We start from the raw sequence: 16,183 nt of genomic DNA on the forward strand, positions 1-16,183 counted from the left end.
TCAGGAACGGGCTCGAACGGCCTCGGCGATGGGAGTTGTGCCGGTATTGAAGCGGATCGTGCGGCGAATGGTCGTGTCATCGGCCAGCACCGCAGCGATCGTCGCAGCGACGTCGGCTCTCGCCACCGTCTCGCCATTCTCGGCGTCGACGTCGATGGCGCCCGCCGGCGGATCGAGCGTCAGGCCGCTCGGGCCGAGCACCGTCCAGTCCAGTTCAGACTCCCGGAGATGCTCGTCAGCCTGGGACTTCGCCTCCGCGTAGGTGTAGAAGGCGTTCTCCGGGTCGACGCCGTGGTCGCGAGACGCGCCGAAGTAGGACACCATCACGTAACGCGGCACTCCAGCGCGAGCCGCGGCATCCATGGTGCGGATCGCCGCATCCCGGTCAACGGCCATCGTGCGCGCGGCGTCGCCGCCCCCGGCCCCGGCCGACCACACCACCGCGTCATGGCCCCGGACGACGTCGACGAGCGCGTCCACGTCGAGGTGCTCGACGTCGGCGACCCGCGGCTCGGCGCCGGCAGCGCGCACGTCCTCCGCCTGCTCCGGATTGCGTATCACCGCCGTCACCGCGTCGCCTCGCTCCGCGAGGAGCGGCTCCGTCAGAAGCGCGATCTTGCCGTGTCCGCCGAAAATAATGATGCTTGCCATGCTCCCCACACTACGCTCGCCGGCACCCGGTTTCTCCAGGAGCGGAACCGGTGGCAGCGCCCGCCGTAAGCGCACGGTCTGCGCGCGTCTAGCGCCCTGTTCGGCCGCGTGCAACGGGGTGCCGGGCTCGACCGAGATGCGGGAGGCTCGACACGTCGGCCCGGAAACCGGGTCTCGACGGACGACGAACTCCCGAACCCAGGAGGTTTACTCATGTCACATCTCACCGGCAAGCGCGTAGCGGTTCTGGCAACCGACGGCTTCGAGGACTCAGAGCTCACGGAACCCATCTCCGCAGTGCAGGAGCACGGCGCGGAGGTCATCGTGGTGTCCACGAAGACCGGTTCGATCACCGGCAAGAACGGCCATGAGCAGGAGGTCTCGCTGACCTCGGCCGACGCGAACGCGAGTGAGTTCGATGCGCTCGTGCTGCCAGGCGGCGTCGTGAACGGCGACCAGATCCGGCTCGATGCCGATGCGGTCGCCTTCACCAAGGACTTCTTCGCGCAGCACAAGCCCGTCGGCGCGATCTGCCACGGCGGATGGATTCTCGCCGACGCCGATGTGCTCAAGGGCCGCACCGTCACCTCGTACGCGAGCCTGCGCACCGACCTCCAGAACGCAGGAGCGACCTGGGTCGATGAGGAGGTCGTCGTGGATCAGGGACTCGTGACGAGTCGCACTCCCGATGATCTGCCCGCCTTCAACGCCAAGCTGGTCGAGGAGATCGGCGAGGGCGAGCATCCCGGCCAGACGGCGTAGGCCGCAGGCTCTGCACCGCACAGCGATGCCGCCAGCACCGGGCTCTTCCAGGAGCGCAACGGTCGCGGGCGGCATCGCTGCATGTTGCCTGCGAGGGTTGCCCGCCGCGAGGATCAGGTGCCGCAGAACGTCACGTGCGCCGGGCCGCCCTCCGGCGCCGGACGCTCGAACCGCTCGAAGCCCTCTCGCGCGGTGTACGGGCGCTCCAGCACCGAGAGCAGGTGGGAGAAGGGCTCCATGTCTCCCTCGGACGCAGCCTCGAGAGCCTCCTCGACGAGGTGGTTGCGAGGGATGTAGATCGGATTGACCCGATCCATCGCAGCGGGATCGGGTGCGGCCTGGAGCCAGCGATCGACCCAGCCCCCTGCCCCCTCGGAGCGCGGGAGCACGTCGTCGAGCGCGGTGGCATCTCCCGAGCCGGCTCGCGCGAGCGCCCGGAAGAAGCTCGTGTAATCGATGCGATGCCGCTGCAGGTCGGTGAGCATGTCGGCGGTCAGTTCCGCGAGCGCGCCGTCGTCGACGGCCGCGCGCCCGGCGGAACCCGCCAATCCCAGCTTGGCCCGCATCCCATCCATCCAGGCGTCGTTGTACGCCGCCCCGAAACGGTCGAGCGATGCGACGGCGACCGATTTCGCGGCTTCGGCATCCGGCGCGAGGAGGGGAAGGAGCGTCTCGGCGAAGCGCGTCAGGTTCCACAGAGCGATCGACGGCTGATTGCCGTACGCGTACCGACGCTGGTGGTCGATCGAGCTGAATGCGGCCGCCGGGTCGAACGCGTCGATGAATGCGCACGGACCGTAATCGATCGTCTCGCCGGAGATCGTCATGTTGTCGGTGTTCATCACGCCGTGCACGAATCCGACGAGCACCCAGTGCGCGACGAGCCGCGCCTGCGCAGCGACGACCGCGTCCAGCAATCCGGCGTAGCGATCGGGCTCCCCCGAGAGCGCCGGCGCGTGCCGCTCGATCGCGTAGTCGGCGAGGCGGGCCAGCAGGGCTGCGTCGCCCTGCGCGCGCGCGAACTGGAAACTCCCGACTCTGAGGTGGCTGCTCGCCACACGCGTCAGCACCGCCCCTTCGAGCAACTCGCCGTCGCGCGGAACGCTCCTCCCCGTGGCGATCACGCCGAGCGCGCGGGTCGTCGGCACGCCGAGCGCCGCCATCGCCTCACCCATGAGGTATTCCCGAAGCATCGGCCCCAGCGCGGCGAATCCGTCCGCCCGCGCGAAGGGCGTGCGTCCCGATCCTTTGAGGTGCAGATCGCGCAGCCGCCCCGCCGGATCGCGGATCTCCCCGAGCAGCAGCGCGCGACCGTCGCCCAAGCGGGGCGAGTACCCGCCGAACTGGTGCCCGGCGTACGCCTGCGCGACGGGCTCGCTTCCTTCTGGCAGCGCATTCCCGAGGAGGAAGCGGACGAGGGAATTCTCGGTGAAGCGGTGCGCATCGATGCCGAGTTCTTCTGCCAGGGCTTCGTTCCACACGACGATACGCGGCGATTCGGGGCGGAACGCGTTCCACGGCACTGATAGTTCGGGGAGCCGGGATGCGAACCCATGTTCGAGGGTGACGCCGGCCGCGCTTGGCAAGGGATCGAACGACGTTTCGGCGCCGCGAGCGCTGTCTGCGCGCGTCGGATCAGTCGAAACAGCAGGGGCCGGGATGCGAGGCGATTCTGGCATGTGGCGAGTCTACGGAGCGGGCGCTCATCAGGAACGGGCTGGACAGCGGCGCCGAGACGTGGCACGCCGAATTTCGACTTCATAAAGCCCGCCGCACCCGCTAGAGTTTCACTAGCTTAGCTAGATACTTTCTTTGGGAGATTGTAGAAGAATGTCTGAACACCACGCGTTACCCGCTCACGCCGCGCAGCCGGCAGCACCTCGGCCTCGACGCCGGTGGCTTCGCATCCTCCTGCCCGCCGTACTCATCGTGCTCTGGTTCGCCGGCGCCGGTGCCGGTGGTCCGCTCTTCGGAAAAGTCGACGAGGTGTCGTCCAACGACCAGACGACGTACCTCCCCTCATCAGCCGATGCCACCGCGGTGCGCGATGTGCAGGGCGATTTCCTCGGGGACGACTCCATCCCCGCCATCGTGGTGTTCTCCTCGAACGACGGGACCGAACTCACCGACGATCAGCTGCAGGCCATCGACACGGCGGCCAGCGACGCGACCTCCCTCAGCGGTATCGGCGATGAGAGCTCTCCCGCGATTCCGTCGGAGGACGGACAAGCCGTTCAGCTCTTCGTGCCCATCGATGCCGACGCGGAAGTCACCGACGTCGTCGCCGAGCTCGGCGAGACGCTGCGCGACGACGCTCCGCCCGGCGTCGATGTGCACGTCACCGGGCCTGCGGGCTTCACCGCAGATCTCGCAGCTGGCTTCGCCGGCATCGACGGCATCCTCCTGCTCGTGGCGCTCCTCGCAGTGCTCGTCATCCTCGTCATCGTCTACCGGTCGCTCCTCCTCCCGCTCATCGTGCTCAGCACGAGCCTGTTCGCGCTCTGCGTCGCGCTCTTCGTCATCTGGCATCTCGCCGACGCCGGAGTGCTGCTGCTGAGCGGCCAGACTCAGGGCATTCTCTTCATTCTCGTGATCGGCGCCGCGACCGATTACTCACTCCTCCTCGTCGCGCGCTTCCGCGAGGAGCTGCGTGTGGCGCAGGATCGCGGAGCCGCCGTGATCGCGGCCATCAAGGGCTCGTTCGAGCCGATCCTCGCATCGGGCGGAACGGTGATCGTCGGACTGCTCTGCCTGTTGCTGAGCGATCTGAAATCGAACAGCACGCTCGGGCCCGTGGCCGCGATCGGCATTGTGTTCGCCATGCTCGCAGCGCTCACACTGCTCCCCGCGCTGCTCTTCGCATTCGGTCGGACCGCGTACTGGCCCCGGCGCCCGAAGTTCGAGCCGGAGGTCGTCGCGGCAGAGGACGGCATGCCGACGCGGGGCATGTGGCGCCGGCTCGCCGAGTGGATCCGACGCCACCCGCGCCCCATCTGGATCATCACCACGGTCGTGCTCGCACTGGGCGCAGCCGGAGTCACGCAGCTGCAGGCGACCGGCATACCGCAGTCCGACCTCGTCGTCGGGCAGTCCGAGGCTCGCGACGGTCAAGCCGTCCTCGGCGAGCACTTCCCCGGCGGCTCCGGCAGCCCGGCATACGTGCTCGTCGATGAGGATCGCCTGCAGGAGACCGCAGACACCCTGCTCGCGCAGAACGGCGTCGACAGCGTCGCAGTGACGGCAGCGGACTCCCCGAGCGGCACCGCGACGGTCACGGAGGACGGCATCCAGGCCTTCGGTCCGCCCGGCACCCCGGCCCCCGAGGCGACGGTGAGCGACGGCAAGGTGCTGCTGCAGGCGACCCTCGCAGACGCGGCCGATTCCGAGGCCGCGGCAGAGACGATCACCGGCCTGCGCTCCGAGCTCGATGGAACATCGGCGCTCATCGGCGGCGTCACGGCGACCGCGGTCGACACCAACCAGGCATCGATCCACGACCGGAATCTCATCATCCCGCTGGTGCTCGCGGTGATCCTCGTGATCCTCATGCTGCTGCTCCGCTCGATCCTCGCCCCCGTCCTGCTGATCCTCACCACGGTGCTCTCGTTCGGCACCGCGCTCGGCGTCGCGGCACTGGTGTTCAACCACGGATTCGGATTCCCCGGAGCGGACCCCGCCGTCCCGCTCTACGGCTTCGTCTTCCTCGTCGCTCTGGGCATCGACTACAACATCTTCCTGATGACCCGGGTGCGCGAGGAATCCCGACGGCACGGCACTCGAGAGGGAGTGCTCAGAGGACTGACGATCACCGGCGGGGTCATCACGTCCGCCGGCCTCGTGCTCGCCGCGACCTTCGCCGCACTCTCGGTCATCCCGATTCTGTTCCTCGTGCAGATCGCATTCATCGTCGCCTTCGGCGTGCTGCTCGACACCTTCATCGTGCGCTCGCTGCTCGTTCCCGCCCTCGCAACCGACATCGGGAAGGCCATCTGGTGGCCTTCGAAGCTGTCGCGCATGGAGAATGGGGAGCGATGACGACCTCCGACACCTCACCCCAGGCCGCACCCGCCCCACCGCGGGTGGTGATCAGCGGCGCCTCCGGGCTGATCGGAGACGAGCTCGCACGATCGCTCGGCGCCGACGGCATCGCCGTCACGCGGCTCGTGCGCCGTGCTCCGCGCAGCACGGAGGAGGTCGAGTGGCGCCCCGGCGAGACCCCGCTCGATCCCGCAGTGCTCGCGGGCGCCCGGGCCGTCATCTGCCTGAACGGGGCCAGCATCGGCAAGCTCCCGTGGACGCGCCGCTATCGGGAGACGCTGCGCGAATCGCGCCTCGCGCCGACGCGCACCATCGCCAGCGCCATCCGTGAACTCGGCCCGGACGCTCCGACCCTGCTGAGCGCCTCTGCCGTCGGCTTGTACGGCGATCGCCCGCACGAGCGACTCACCGAGCGCAGTGCGCCGGGGCGCACGTTCCTCGCCGAGCTCTGCGTCGCGTGGGAGGGTGCGGCGCTCGAAGCCGGGCCACAGGCCCGCGTCGTGCTGCTGCGGACGGCGCCGCTGATCGACCGGGGCGGGGTGCTGAAACCGCTGCTCCTCCTGACCCGGCTCGGGATCAGCGGGCCCCTCGGAGGCGGGCGACAGCACTGGCCCTGGATCTCGCTCGCCGACGAGGTTCGCGCGATCCGCCACCTCATCGACAGCGATGTCTCTGGCCCCGTGAACCTGACGGGCCCCGCACCCGCCACGGCCAACGACACCGGGCGCGCGCTCGCGAGAACACTGCGCCGCCCGTTCGTCGTGCCCGCCCCGGCGTGGGCGTTGCGCCTCGCCCTCGGAAGCGACGCCGCAGACGCACTGCTCCTCTCAGACGCCGTCGTCACCCCGGGCGTGCTGCTCGGCTCGGGATTCCGGTTCACGCATCGCACGGTCGAAGAGGCCGTCGACGCCGCTCTCACCTGCGACCGTTAGACGTCGAGGTCGATCGCCGCGCCCATCGCCCGAAAGGCGCGCTCCGCGATCGCAAGCTCCTCGACCGAGAACCCGGTCATCGCCTCCCGCATCGCGACCAACTGCGGCGCGAAGCGGCGGAAGAACTCGTGGCGCGCCGCATCCGTCAGCTCGATCACCCTGGCACGGCGATCGCTCGGATGCGGAGCACGGCGCACGTGCCCCGAAGCGCTGAGGCGATCCAGCAGCTTCGTCGTCGACGCGGTCGAGATGCGCAGGTGCGTTGAGAGATCGCGAGGGCTGACCGGACGCCCCTCCTCCTCGCGGATGATGAGGAGGCGCAGCGCGGCGAGGTCGCTGGCGTTCATCGCCATGCCCTGCTTCATGCCCGCCGACATCCGATCGTGGGAGTCGCCGAATCCGCGCACCGCGCGCATCAGGGAGAGCACGAGGGCGTCGCGCTCATCGTCGCCATGCATCGTTCGCCGTCACTCCTGATCATCCCGATCGCCGGGCGCGACGACATCGCCGCATCGGAATAATACCGCCTCCGGCACGCGCGGAACCGCAGGTCAGAGGATGAGTGCGAAGAGCAGTACGAGGATCGCGAGCAGCGGGAGCGCTCCCTGCTTCACCGCTGCTCCGCGCTTGTCGGGCGACGTCGCGAACAGCACGACCGCGGCCGCGAGCATCGACCCCGTACCCGCGAAGGCCAGGGCGTACCCGACAGGCCCGCCGACGAGGAGCGCGAGGCCGACTCCGACCAGTGCGATCAGCGCCAGGAAGAGGTTGTAGAACCCCTGGTTGAACGCCATCTCCTTCGTCGCTTCCGCTTGTTCCGCGGTCAATCCGAAGGTGGCTCGAGTCTTCGCGCTCGTCCAGGTGACTGATTCCATCCAGAAGATGTAGACGTGCAGCAGTGCGGCCAGAGCGGCGAGCACCAAACCGAATACGACCATGACTGCACCTTCATCCGTCAGTGACCCGTGTGTGTCGGAATTCAGACTACCGGCGACGGCCGGGGCGGGCGCGATCGCTCCTCGCCCGAGATCATCATGCCGGCAGTTCAGGGCGCTCTCGGAGCACCCCGTGCGCGTCGATCTCGATGACCGTGTCGATCCGGAGGGTGTCGAGGAACGCGATGTCGTGACTCACGATGAGGATCGCCCCGCGATACGCGTTCAGCGCGTCGGTGAGCTGACCGATGCTCGCGAGATCGAGGTTGTTCGTCGGCTCATCGAGGATCAGCACCTCGGCGGGCGGATCTGCGAGCAGGAGGCGCGCGAGCGACACCCGGAACCGTTCACCGCCTGAGAGCGAGCCGACCGGCCGATCTGCACTCGAGCCGCGCAGAAGGAGTCGCGCGAGACCGTTGCGTATCGCTCCGGGCGGGGTAACGGGCGCGACAGCCTGCACGTTCTCGAGCGCACTCGCCGTGTCGATGAGCCCATCCAGACGCTGCGGTAGATACCCGAAGCGATTCGTCAGGAGCCGCCCGGTCGGCCCGGCACCGCTGCTCCCCCGCACCAGGCGCTCGAGCAGCGTCGACTTACCCGTGCCATTCGCGCCGACGAGTGCGACTCGCTCTGGGCCCTGCACCACGATCGGATGATCGGCGCCGTCGAATTCGATGAGTCGACGCCCCCGGGGCACCGAGGGGTCTGGCAGATCGACGGAGATGCGTTCATCTCGGCGCACCCGGGCATCGGCGTCGTCCACGGCGGCCTGCGCGGCCCGGACGTGCGCATCGAGCGACGAGCGCATCGAACCGGCCGCGACCTGTGCGCTGTTCGCCCGGCGGCCGGCGAGGATCTTCGGGATGTCACCGCTCAGCTGCGTCTTGCGACCCGCGCGTTCACGGCGCGCCAGCTTCGTCTCCGCCTCGACGCGTTGCCGCTTCTCGACCTTCAGCGCCTGCTGCGCTGCGCGCGCCGCCTGCTCTGCCGCTGCCTGCTCCACTTCGCGGTGCTCGCGCCATGCGCTGAACGGCCCGCCGAACGTGCTGAGCCCACCGTCGTGAATCTCCGCCGTGTGCTCCATGCGTTCGAGCAGTTCGACATCGTGGCTGACGACGATCAGCGTGCCAGGCCAGTCGTCCACGAACTCTCCCAGTCGTGCGCGCGTCGACCGATCGAGATTGTTCGTCGGCTCGTCGAGCAGGGTGATCGGCGCACGACGCAGTCGCAGGCCCGTGATCGCGATGAGCATCGCCTCCCCGCCCGAGACGGTCGCCACGCTGCGGTCCAGATCAGTGGTCGAGAAGCCGATGCGATCCAGCGCCTCTGCGGCCCGGGATTCGATATCCCAGTCGTCGCCGACCGCATCGAAATGGCGCACGTCGACGTCTCCGGACTCGATGGCGCGAAGTCCGTCGAGTGTGCGCTCGATGCCGAGCAGCGCCGCGATCGTCTGGCCCCGGTGCAGCGTGAGCAACTGCGGCAAGGCGGCGACATCTCCGACGGCCGAGATGGAGCCGGAGGTGGGCTTGAGCGTCCCGGCGATCAACTTGAGCAGGGTCGACTTGCCGGCGCCGTTTCTCCCGGTCAGGCCGGTGCGACCCGATGGGAACGTTCCCGAGACGTCGACGAGCGCCGGGGAGCCGTCAGGCCAGTGGTATGAAAGTCGATGCAGCGAAATCGCTGATGATGCGGACATGCAGACTCATTTCAGGTCAACCCGGCGACCGCCGAACGGTGCGGCGCGCAAACGGGGAGGGAACAGAGGGATCTCACCTGATCCGCTCGACGCTCAACGGCGTCGTGCGGCGGCGGATGAAGTTCTGTCGACCTCGATATCCATGTGAGGAATTCTACCCGAACGCGCGATTCCCGCTACCCCCGGCGAAGCCGCACGACGCAGGCGACACCGGCGAACACGATCACCACGGCCCCGTACCCGAAGGCCACCGGGGTGAGCCCGATGAATTGCACGAGCAAGCCGGCGATCACGGTGGGCACCCCGAATGCGAGATATGAGACGAGGAAGATCACCGCGAAGACGTCAGCGCGCTGGGTCGCGGGAATGTGCGGCGCGAGCGAACTCACCACGCCGAAGAACGCGGTGCCGAACCCCGAACCGGTGATGGCCACCGCAACGAGGTATCCGGGAAGGGAGCCTGCGGCGAGCGCGACCAACGAGCACGCAGTGCCGATCGCGAGCGCAGCCGCGCCGTACACCGCTATCACCCGAGCCGAGCGCCTCCGGAGCAGGAATGCGGCGACGGCGCCGGCGCCCGCGAGCACGCCGACCGAGAGCCCTTGCCAGACGTGCGCTTCTCCCCCGAGCTCGACGTGCACGATGCTCGCCCCGAGCGAGAGGAACAGGCCGCCGGTCGCCCAGCCGGCGAAGATCGCCGGTGCGCCCTGCATGAACTCGACGCGCATCTCGCTCGGCACGGTGAGCCGGAACTGGAGCGACCGCAGGGCGCCCGGTGAGCGAGGCGCGGTCTCGGGCACGAACCGGAAGAGCACTGCCAGCACGACGTAGATCGCCGAGAGCGGGCCGAAGATCGCGGTCATCGCGTTCTCGGCGGCGTCGAGTGCGATTCCTGCTGCCAGAGCGCCGATTCCGAGCCCCAGCATCGGCGCGACCGCGTTCCACACGGCCGCAGAGCCCGGACGCTTCGGGGATTCGAGGTCGGTGATCGCTGCGGAGACGGCCGAGAGCAGCAGGCCACTCGCGATCCCCTGCAGCACGCGAGCGATGACCAAGAGCGGCACGGATTCCGCGTGCCAGAACACGACGATGCTCGCCGCGAGCAAGAGCAGGCCGACGCTCGCAACCGGACGTCGGCCGACGTGGTCGGAGAGGGAGCCGGCAGTGAGCAGCGTGCAGAGCAGCGCGAGCGCGTACACCGCGAAGATCGCCGTGGTGACGAGCGCTGAGAACCCGATCGTCTCGGCGAGCACGGGGTAGAAGGGAGACGGCGCACTCGCTCCGGCCATCATGGCCGTGATGCTCGTGATCGACAGCGCGAAGCCGAATCGTCTCCGGCGAAGTGGATCGCCTGCGTCAGCAACTCGAGCGGTCACGCTTCCCCCGTTCAGTTCGAACAAGCTCGAACTGAACGAGCCTAGTCGCTTTCGGATCGAACCTCGCGCCGTGCGCCGTTCGTGCTGCCTCGAGTCGTCGCACGAGCGGCGTGCTCGACCGTCGGAGCGCGCTTCTCGGTCACATCGAACTCCTCGCGGTACGCGCCGATGAGCAGCCGGTACTGCGCCACCAGGGCGCTCGCGGTGTTGTAGCAGAGGAGCGTGACGGGGAGCAGCACCCACTGGGCGAGCATGCCGAAGCCGCGCAACCGGGAGACGCCGGGCGGGCGCTCGGGAGTCAGCAGCAGCGTCAGCACGACCGTCACCGCGACTCCGACGAGAGCGAAGCGCTGCACCGCGCCGATCATTCCCGGGAGTTCAGCGGCGAGTTGCGCCACGGAGAACGGCGGCGTCGCCACGATGTGCTGCAACGGGTTCGGGCCGGCGAACGCTGATCCCCGCACGGCTTCCACGGCTGCGGAGAACGGGATCCCGAGGGCGTGCGTGGCCCACGCCGCACCGTTGGCACTCGCGCTCCCGGCCTCCCGCAGCACCATCGCGAGGGGCGTCCCCGCTCCGCCCGAGATGCTTCCGACGATGATCGGAATCCACGCCCCGAACGCGACCATCGGCGCGATGCACGCGAGTGTCACGTGCGAGTCGAGCAGCGTCGCGAATCGGACGAGGGTTGTTCGGAACGGCGCCCTGCGATCCTTCGCGAACAGCCGCGTTCCGACGAAGGCGATATCCGATGCCCCGTACGCCCACCGGCACAGTTGCGTGAACTGGGCGCGCAGGGTGCGGGCGAACGACGCGCCGAGCACCGCGTCCTGCATGATGGGCAGGTGGATGGGAGTCACCCCGTACCGTCCGTCGAAGTGGAAGTAGCTGCGCCAGTACTGGTGTCCGTCCTCGACGATGGTGCGTCGGCTCCAGTAATCCATCCCGATGAGCGCGCTCAGAGGTTGCGAATGCGACGCGAAGTTGCGCAACGTGCGCGGTCGGACGGTGGAGATGAGGTTCCAGAGCGTGTTGCCGGCCGCCACGACTCGCGTGGGCGCCGGTGCGTGCCAGAGGTTGTTGACGAAGGTCGAAATCGGCTGATACGAACGCCGGGCGCGATCAGGGTCGAGCACGAACGCGTACGTGACGTTCTCGAAGTAGTTCGGGTGCACGCGGTTGTCGCAATCGAGCGTGGTGACGACGACCTCGGCAGCCGGGATCTCGCGCCTGTGCAACCAGATGCGGAGCTGCCTGGCGGCATACGTGATGTTCGCCCCCTTGCCCGTGATCTCGTCAGCGAGGCCGGCTGGATGCTCCACTGCGAGAAAACCCGCGAAGCGGTCGGCATACTGCTCGCGCAATCGCATGGCGCTCGCACGCACGTCAGCACCGCCCCGCTCTTCATAGGCGAAGACGACGACCAGCCGCTCAGCCCCTGAAGCGGCCGCGAGCGACCGGAAGCTCGATGCGATCACCTCGAACGGCTCGTTGTAGGCGGCCACGATGACCGCATGCACGACACTCGAAGGCAGCGGGAAATCTTCCGGATGAGCCGACACCCGTCGCAAGAACCTCCGATGCGCTGCGGCGAACGGCTCGGGCAGGCGTCGAACCGCTGGCCCGGCGATTCGCTCCAGCGACCCCGTCGGCCGCATGCGCGCAAGCCGGACCGCGGTCTCGGTCTCGATCACAACGCCGGCCCAGTCGATCTGTTCGGCGCAGCGCAGACGCCGAAACCCGCGAAGCGCGTCGACACCGCCGCGCGCAGCGCGAACCAGCGTGGTCGCGATGAACGCGATGACGAAGAGCATGCCGAGACGGAGATCGATGCAGGAGAGCAGGATCGCCAGCACGGGCACGCTGAAGCTGAGGAGCGCCGGCAGCATCTCGAAGAATCGGTAGCGGGCGCTTCGACGGCCCCGCGGGATCTCGTTGCGGAGGTCAGCCTCAGGGGTGACCTCCGGCTCGAAGCCAGCGTCAGGGAACTCGAACCGAGGAGTGGAAACGCACCTGCTCACCGAACCGAGTGTATGGTCTGCTGACCGGGAAAAACGGCCTGCTCACGCGCTGTTCACCCGGCGTTGATCGCGCGTTCGCGGACACGTTCATGCGCGTTCGGGGCGGCTTACAGGAGATCCGGATTCTTCTTCGCGTACGCGATCGCATCGTCCTCTGAGATGACGACCAGGCCCCGAGGTGTGTGCGAGAGCGCATTCATCGTCCTGACCCAGGCGACGTTCAACTCGGGCGGACGGCTCCCGGAGAACCGGAAACCCACGGCGATGTACGGGGACAGCCAGACCGACACGCGCCCGCTCCCCTCCTCCGGGGTTTTCGTCCAGCTCAAGAAGAAGCACTCCTGCTTCTTCAGTTTCTGACCGATCACCGTCTTCAAGTGCGCCAGCAGGCGATCCTCGAACTCGTACTCGCTTTTCCCGTGAATCAAAAACCCCATGCCCCCATGCTGCCAGCCGATTCGCGCGGTCGGCCGCGCTCCCGTTCACGCCACGCTGACCCGTACAATAGACGAAATCCCCGTTCGCTCGAGCTACCCTTTTGCGTCGTTTCGCGGCCCGAATCGTCGCTTCTCGTCTGAAACCGTCTGCGATCCAGACCGGCTCTGCTGGAACTCGGGTACAACTGCACAGGTCGTAAGAGCACGCGTGCGCGCGCTCCGGAATGAAAGTCAGGTTCGGTGGCACCCATGGAGATGCGGCGGTTTCGCTCGACGAATTCCGAGACGGTTGCGGAGACGTGGCACGAATTCGCCCCGTCCTCCCGTTTGCTCAGCGTTGACCCAGAGCAGTGCAAGCTGGAGTGGTTCTCCGCGACCGTCGACGGGTTCTCGCTCATCCGATACGAACTCACGGCGAACATCGAGTCCTCGATCGCGCCCGAATCCCAGTTGTTCTCGTGCAGCGTGCAGGCTCCCCGCGGCGGCACCACTGCAGGGCGCCGCCCGCTTCCAGCCGGAAGCCCGTGGGCCACTCACGGAACACCGGTCAGCGCGCGATGGGAGGACACCGCCGTGGTGCGCGCCATGGTATTCGATCGCGACTACGCAGAACAACTCGCGCGTCAGATGTCGGGCGACGACGGGCTCACGCTCCAGCTGCGCACGCCAGAAGCTTCGGGTGAGCGAGAGGCGGCGCAGTGGGAGCGCACGTTCAACTACCTGGCCGCTTCCGTACTCGCAGGTGATGCCACGCTCGACCCGAGCACCATCGTCGGGACGGGCCTCCTCCGCCACGCCCTGTGGACCGTGCTGACGAGTTTCTCGACGAGCTTCTCGAATACGCGCGACTTCTCACCCCAGCGCTCCGCTGCCCCCGGCACCGTGCGCCGCGCCCTCGCATACATGGACGAGCACGCGCACGAGCCGATCTCCGTCGACGACGTAGCGAAAGCGGTGCACATCTCCACCCGGGGACTGCAGTACGCGTTCCGACGGTCGCTCGATTTCACGCCGAGCGAGTACCTGCGACGCGCCAGACTCGCAGGCGCCCACCACGATCTTGCTGCCGACCCCGATGCCAGCGTCGGCAAAATCGCGCGTCGATGGGGATTCACCAACGTCTCGCGCTTCTCCGCTGCCTATCGCGCCGAATACGGAACGCATCCGGGTCAGCCACGCCGAATATGACGGATCGGAGCGCACAGGGCCTGTGCGAGGCCGCCCCACCCCGCTAGGGTCGAACCATGGCTGATCTCGAGGAGTTCCACGTGGACGAAAGCGTCATCGCCCTCACCGGCGCCCGCGGTACCGTGTGCGACGTGCGGCAGATGACGAACGGCGCCACCGTCTACGGCGTCGTCGACACGACCGGAGCCGTGCGCTACTACACCGCAGACAGCATCAAGCGCGTGCTCTGAGCTGAGCTTGATGCTGTCTACGGTGTAGGTACTGCTCTTCCGAGCTCCCTTGTCCCGCTTCAGCGTGAACTCAGGGACGAGACCTCAGTCCTCTTCGTCGGGGGTGGGCGTCTCTTCGCCCGTGGAGGGGCGCCGAATGAGCTCCGGGTTCTCCTGACCGTACCGAGGGTTCTTCTCCTGGCCCTCCTGGCCGTAATCCTCGGTCGAGCCGTCCAGCACCGGGCGGTCCAGGGTGTCGCCTTCACGCGGGGTACTGACGGTGCCTTCCCCATTCGAGGCCTCGTGCTCGCTCGCGTGGTGTGGCTCGTTGTGTGATGCATTCATGAGTTACTCCTTCCCGAAGTGATTCTCACGTTAGCCAGGTTCACTCGCCTCCGGCTACCCCGGTGCGGCTCGGCGCGCATTCGTGGTATCTCCCGCTCCCGCTCCCGCTCCCGCTCCCGGCAAGAATGTCTGAGCCGTCGCGTAACATCCATGTCAGCGAAGGGGGCCCCATTGGGAATCAGAGAAGAGCACACGCTCGCCAACGGATATTCGCGTTTCGACGCTGCCACGGCCGAGGAGACGCTGCGAGAGCTCGAGGCTCAGTTCGAGGCGGGCGAGCTCAGCCGTCACGCGTACTTCGAGAAGAAGCAAGCGCTGGTGCGACTCTTCGTGAAGTCGACCACGTCTCCGAGGCGCAAACGGCGCGACACGGATTACGACGCGGAGCAGGCGGGTCGCTAGCCCTTACGCCTTGCGGTACTGCGCGGTGATCGGGCAGTCGAACGGATCGCGTGCCGCCAGGCCGACCCGGTTCAGGTAGTCCACGACGATCGCGTACGAGCGCCACAGCGACGTCTCCGTGTACGGCACGTCGAGGGTGCGGCAGTGCTCGCGCACGATCGCCCGCGCTTTCGACAGGTGCGGGCGCGCCATGCTCGGGAAGAGGTGATGCTCCACCTGGTAGTTCAATCCGCCCATGAGCCAGGTCGCCCACCATCCGCCGCGAATGTTGCGCGACGTGCGCACCTGCTTCGAGAAGAAATCGAGCTTCGCATCGTGCGCGATGACCGGCATGCCCTTGTGGTTGGGCGCGAACGAGGCTCCCATGTACACGCCGAAGACGGCGAGCTGCACGCCGAGGAAGGCGAACGCCATGCCGATGGGGAGCATCAGGAAGACGGGCACGAGCACGATGGCGAAGCGCGCGAAGATGATTGCGAGCTCGGTCCAGCGCCCGTTGACCGGCTCCTTGCTGAACAGGTACTTGAAGCTGTGGAAGTGCAGGTTCAAGCCTTCGAGCGTCAGCAGTGGGAAGAAGAACCAGCCCTGACGCTTGGTGATCGCCCGGACGAACCCGCGCGCCTGCACGGCATCCTCCTCGATGAACGAGATCGTGTCGACCTCGATGTCGGGATCCTTGCCGACCTTGTTCGGGTTCGCGTGATGCCTGCTGTGCTTCGAGTCCCACCAGGAGTAGCTCATGCCGATCGCTCCGGCGAGCCAGCGTGCGAGCCGATCGTTCGCCGGGCCCGACGCCAGGATCTGGCGGTGCGCTGCTTCGTGCGCGAGGAAGGCGATCTGCGTGAAGATGATGCCGAGAGCGCCCGCGATGAGCAGCTGGAACCAGCTGTCGCCCAGCAGGATGAACCCGGTGACGGCCCCGCCGAGGGCCACGGTGATGGCCAGCGCCACGGAGGCGTAGAACCAGTGCGCGCGGCGCAGCAGCCCTGATTCGCGTACGACCTGCGATACCCGCGTATACGCCTTGGCGATCGGAGGGAAGTCGGTCGCGCGAGCCCGCGTCGGCTGCAGTCGACCCATTCCTTCGAGGGTACGGGTATTCGCTGTCGTCATCGTCGGCACCGGTTCCGTTCCGAGCCATTCAGATACTGGCCCTTGTTTCGCCACAGGCCGTTTGCCGATCGCTGA

16 protein-coding genes are annotated in these 16,183 nt (G+C 67.6%); 6 read left to right on the top strand and 10 right to left on the bottom strand.

Going from position 1 to position 16,183, the window contains the following annotated elements:
- Complete coding sequence (locus JE033_RS05025; protein WP_200329848.1) at positions 1-651, bottom strand: SDR family oxidoreductase; 651 nt, start codon at positions 649-651, stop codon at positions 1-3.
- Between the two features lie 213 nt (positions 652-864).
- Here JE033_RS05025 and JE033_RS05030 point away from each other — a divergent pair, with 213 nt between their 5' ends.
- Positions 865-1,413: a type 1 glutamine amidotransferase domain-containing protein gene (locus JE033_RS05030; protein ID WP_200329850.1), complete on the top strand. Its 549-nt coding sequence runs from the start codon at positions 865-867 to the stop codon at positions 1,411-1,413.
- Positions 1,414-1,526: 113 nt separating this feature from the next.
- On the opposite strand, the gene JE033_RS05035 is transcribed toward JE033_RS05030, so the two are convergent.
- A complete protein-coding gene (locus tag JE033_RS05035) occupies positions 1,527-3,092 on the bottom strand; it encodes a YdiU family protein (RefSeq protein ID WP_200329852.1) in 1,566 nt (521 codons plus the stop codon).
- 151 nt (positions 3,093-3,243) lie between these two features.
- On the opposite strand from JE033_RS05035, the gene JE033_RS05040 reads away from it, so the two are divergent.
- The gene (locus JE033_RS05040; RefSeq protein ID WP_200329854.1) at positions 3,244-5,448 is read left to right on the top strand and encodes an efflux RND transporter permease subunit; all 2,205 of its coding nucleotides are present in this window, start codon (positions 3,244-3,246) and stop codon (positions 5,446-5,448) included.
- Positions 5,445-6,383: a TIGR01777 family oxidoreductase gene (locus tag JE033_RS05045; RefSeq protein ID WP_200329856.1), complete on the top strand. Its 939-nt coding sequence runs from the start codon at positions 5,445-5,447 to the stop codon at positions 6,381-6,383. The genes JE033_RS05040 and JE033_RS05045 overlap by 4 nt, the downstream gene beginning before the upstream one ends.
- Here JE033_RS05045 and JE033_RS05050 read toward each other — a convergent pair.
- From JE033_RS05050 to JE033_RS05075, 6 genes are all read right to left on the bottom strand, one after another.
- Positions 6,380-6,841 (bottom strand): MarR family winged helix-turn-helix transcriptional regulator, encoded by a 462-nt coding sequence (locus tag JE033_RS05050; protein WP_090147035.1) that lies wholly within the window; start codon positions 6,839-6,841, stop codon positions 6,380-6,382. The genes JE033_RS05045 and JE033_RS05050 overlap by 4 nt on opposite strands.
- Positions 6,842-6,934: 93 nt before the next feature.
- Positions 6,935-7,321: a DUF1304 domain-containing protein gene (locus JE033_RS05055; protein ID WP_200329858.1), complete on the bottom strand. Its 387-nt coding sequence runs from the start codon at positions 7,319-7,321 to the stop codon at positions 6,935-6,937.
- Positions 7,322-7,415: 94 nt separating this feature from the next.
- A complete protein-coding gene (locus tag JE033_RS05060) occupies positions 7,416-9,017 on the bottom strand; it encodes an ABC-F family ATP-binding cassette domain-containing protein (protein ID WP_200329860.1) in 1,602 nt (533 codons plus the stop codon).
- Positions 9,018-9,193: 176 nt separating this feature from the next.
- The gene (locus JE033_RS05065) at positions 9,194-10,393 is read right to left on the bottom strand and encodes an MFS transporter (protein ID WP_370567902.1); all 1,200 of its coding nucleotides are present in this window, start codon (positions 10,391-10,393) and stop codon (positions 9,194-9,196) included.
- Between the two features lie 41 nt (positions 10,394-10,434).
- Positions 10,435-12,414 carry a glycosyltransferase family 2 protein gene (locus tag JE033_RS05070; RefSeq protein ID WP_200329862.1) on the bottom strand — a complete coding sequence of 660 codons (1,980 nt, stop codon included), beginning with the start codon at positions 12,412-12,414 and terminating at the stop codon, positions 10,435-10,437.
- Between the two features lie 107 nt (positions 12,415-12,521).
- Positions 12,522-12,851 (bottom strand): hypothetical protein, encoded by a 330-nt coding sequence (locus tag JE033_RS05075; RefSeq protein ID WP_200329864.1) that lies wholly within the window; start codon positions 12,849-12,851, stop codon positions 12,522-12,524.
- A 249-nt stretch (positions 12,852-13,100) separates the two neighbouring features.
- Here JE033_RS05075 and JE033_RS05080 point away from each other — a divergent pair, with 249 nt between their 5' ends.
- Together JE033_RS05080 and JE033_RS05085 are read left to right on the top strand one after the other, a co-directional pair.
- Positions 13,101-14,039: an AraC family transcriptional regulator gene (locus JE033_RS05080; RefSeq protein WP_234037304.1), complete on the top strand. Its 939-nt coding sequence runs from the start codon at positions 13,101-13,103 to the stop codon at positions 14,037-14,039.
- A gap of 56 nt (positions 14,040-14,095) precedes the next feature.
- Positions 14,096-14,269 carry a hypothetical protein gene (locus tag JE033_RS05085; RefSeq protein ID WP_176698282.1) on the top strand — a complete coding sequence of 58 codons (174 nt, stop codon included), beginning with the start codon at positions 14,096-14,098 and terminating at the stop codon, positions 14,267-14,269.
- Between the two features lie 84 nt (positions 14,270-14,353).
- Here the strand turns inward: JE033_RS05085 and JE033_RS05090 are convergent, their stop codons facing one another.
- Positions 14,354-14,593 (bottom strand): hypothetical protein, encoded by a 240-nt coding sequence (locus JE033_RS05090; protein WP_090147027.1) that lies wholly within the window; start codon positions 14,591-14,593, stop codon positions 14,354-14,356.
- 171 nt (positions 14,594-14,764) lie between these two features.
- Here JE033_RS05090 and JE033_RS05095 point away from each other — a divergent pair, with 171 nt between their 5' ends.
- Positions 14,765-14,995, top strand: coding sequence for a hypothetical protein (locus JE033_RS05095; RefSeq protein ID WP_090147025.1), 231 nt, complete (start codon positions 14,765-14,767; stop codon positions 14,993-14,995).
- A 3-nt stretch (positions 14,996-14,998) separates the two neighbouring features.
- Here the strand turns inward: JE033_RS05095 and JE033_RS05100 are convergent, their stop codons facing one another.
- The gene (locus tag JE033_RS05100; RefSeq protein WP_211650490.1) at positions 14,999-16,075 is read right to left on the bottom strand and encodes an acyl-CoA desaturase; all 1,077 of its coding nucleotides are present in this window, start codon (positions 16,073-16,075) and stop codon (positions 14,999-15,001) included.
- Positions 16,076-16,183 lie beyond the last annotated feature (108 nt).

Source organism: Leucobacter sp. L43, assembly GCF_016597785.1.
Lineage (GTDB): Bacteria > Actinomycetota > Actinomycetes > Actinomycetales > Microbacteriaceae > Leucobacter > Leucobacter alluvii.

Excerpts from the sequence above, each read along its gene's own strand:
- JE033_RS05025 (WP_200329848.1), bottom strand. The coding sequence starts at position 651 with ATGGCAAGCATCATTATTTTCGGCGGACACGGCAAGATCGCGCTTCTG.
- JE033_RS05030 (WP_200329850.1), top strand. The coding sequence starts at position 865 with ATGTCACATCTCACCGGCAAGCGCGTAGCGGTTCTGGCAACCGACGGC.
- JE033_RS05035 (WP_200329852.1), bottom strand. The coding sequence starts at position 3,092 with ATGCCAGAATCGCCTCGCATCCCGGCCCCTGCTGTTTCGACTGATCCG.
- JE033_RS05040 (WP_200329854.1), top strand. The coding sequence starts at position 3,244 with ATGTCTGAACACCACGCGTTACCCGCTCACGCCGCGCAGCCGGCAGCA.
- JE033_RS05045 (WP_200329856.1), top strand. The coding sequence starts at position 5,445 with ATGACGACCTCCGACACCTCACCCCAGGCCGCACCCGCCCCACCGCGG.
- JE033_RS05050 (WP_090147035.1), bottom strand. The coding sequence starts at position 6,841 with ATGCATGGCGACGATGAGCGCGACGCCCTCGTGCTCTCCCTGATGCGC.
- JE033_RS05055 (WP_200329858.1), bottom strand. The coding sequence starts at position 7,321 with ATGGTCGTATTCGGTTTGGTGCTCGCCGCTCTGGCCGCACTGCTGCAC.
- JE033_RS05060 (WP_200329860.1), bottom strand. The coding sequence starts at position 9,017 with ATGTCCGCATCATCAGCGATTTCGCTGCATCGACTTTCATACCACTGG.
- JE033_RS05075 (WP_200329864.1), bottom strand. The coding sequence starts at position 12,851 with ATGGGGTTTTTGATTCACGGGAAAAGCGAGTACGAGTTCGAGGATCGC.
- JE033_RS05080 (WP_234037304.1), top strand. The coding sequence starts at position 13,101 with ATGGAGATGCGGCGGTTTCGCTCGACGAATTCCGAGACGGTTGCGGAG.
- JE033_RS05085 (WP_176698282.1), top strand. The coding sequence starts at position 14,096 with ATGGCTGATCTCGAGGAGTTCCACGTGGACGAAAGCGTCATCGCCCTC.
- JE033_RS05090 (WP_090147027.1), bottom strand. The coding sequence starts at position 14,593 with ATGAATGCATCACACAACGAGCCACACCACGCGAGCGAGCACGAGGCC.
- JE033_RS05100 (WP_211650490.1), bottom strand. The coding sequence starts at position 16,075 with ATGGGTCGACTGCAGCCGACGCGGGCTCGCGCGACCGACTTCCCTCCG.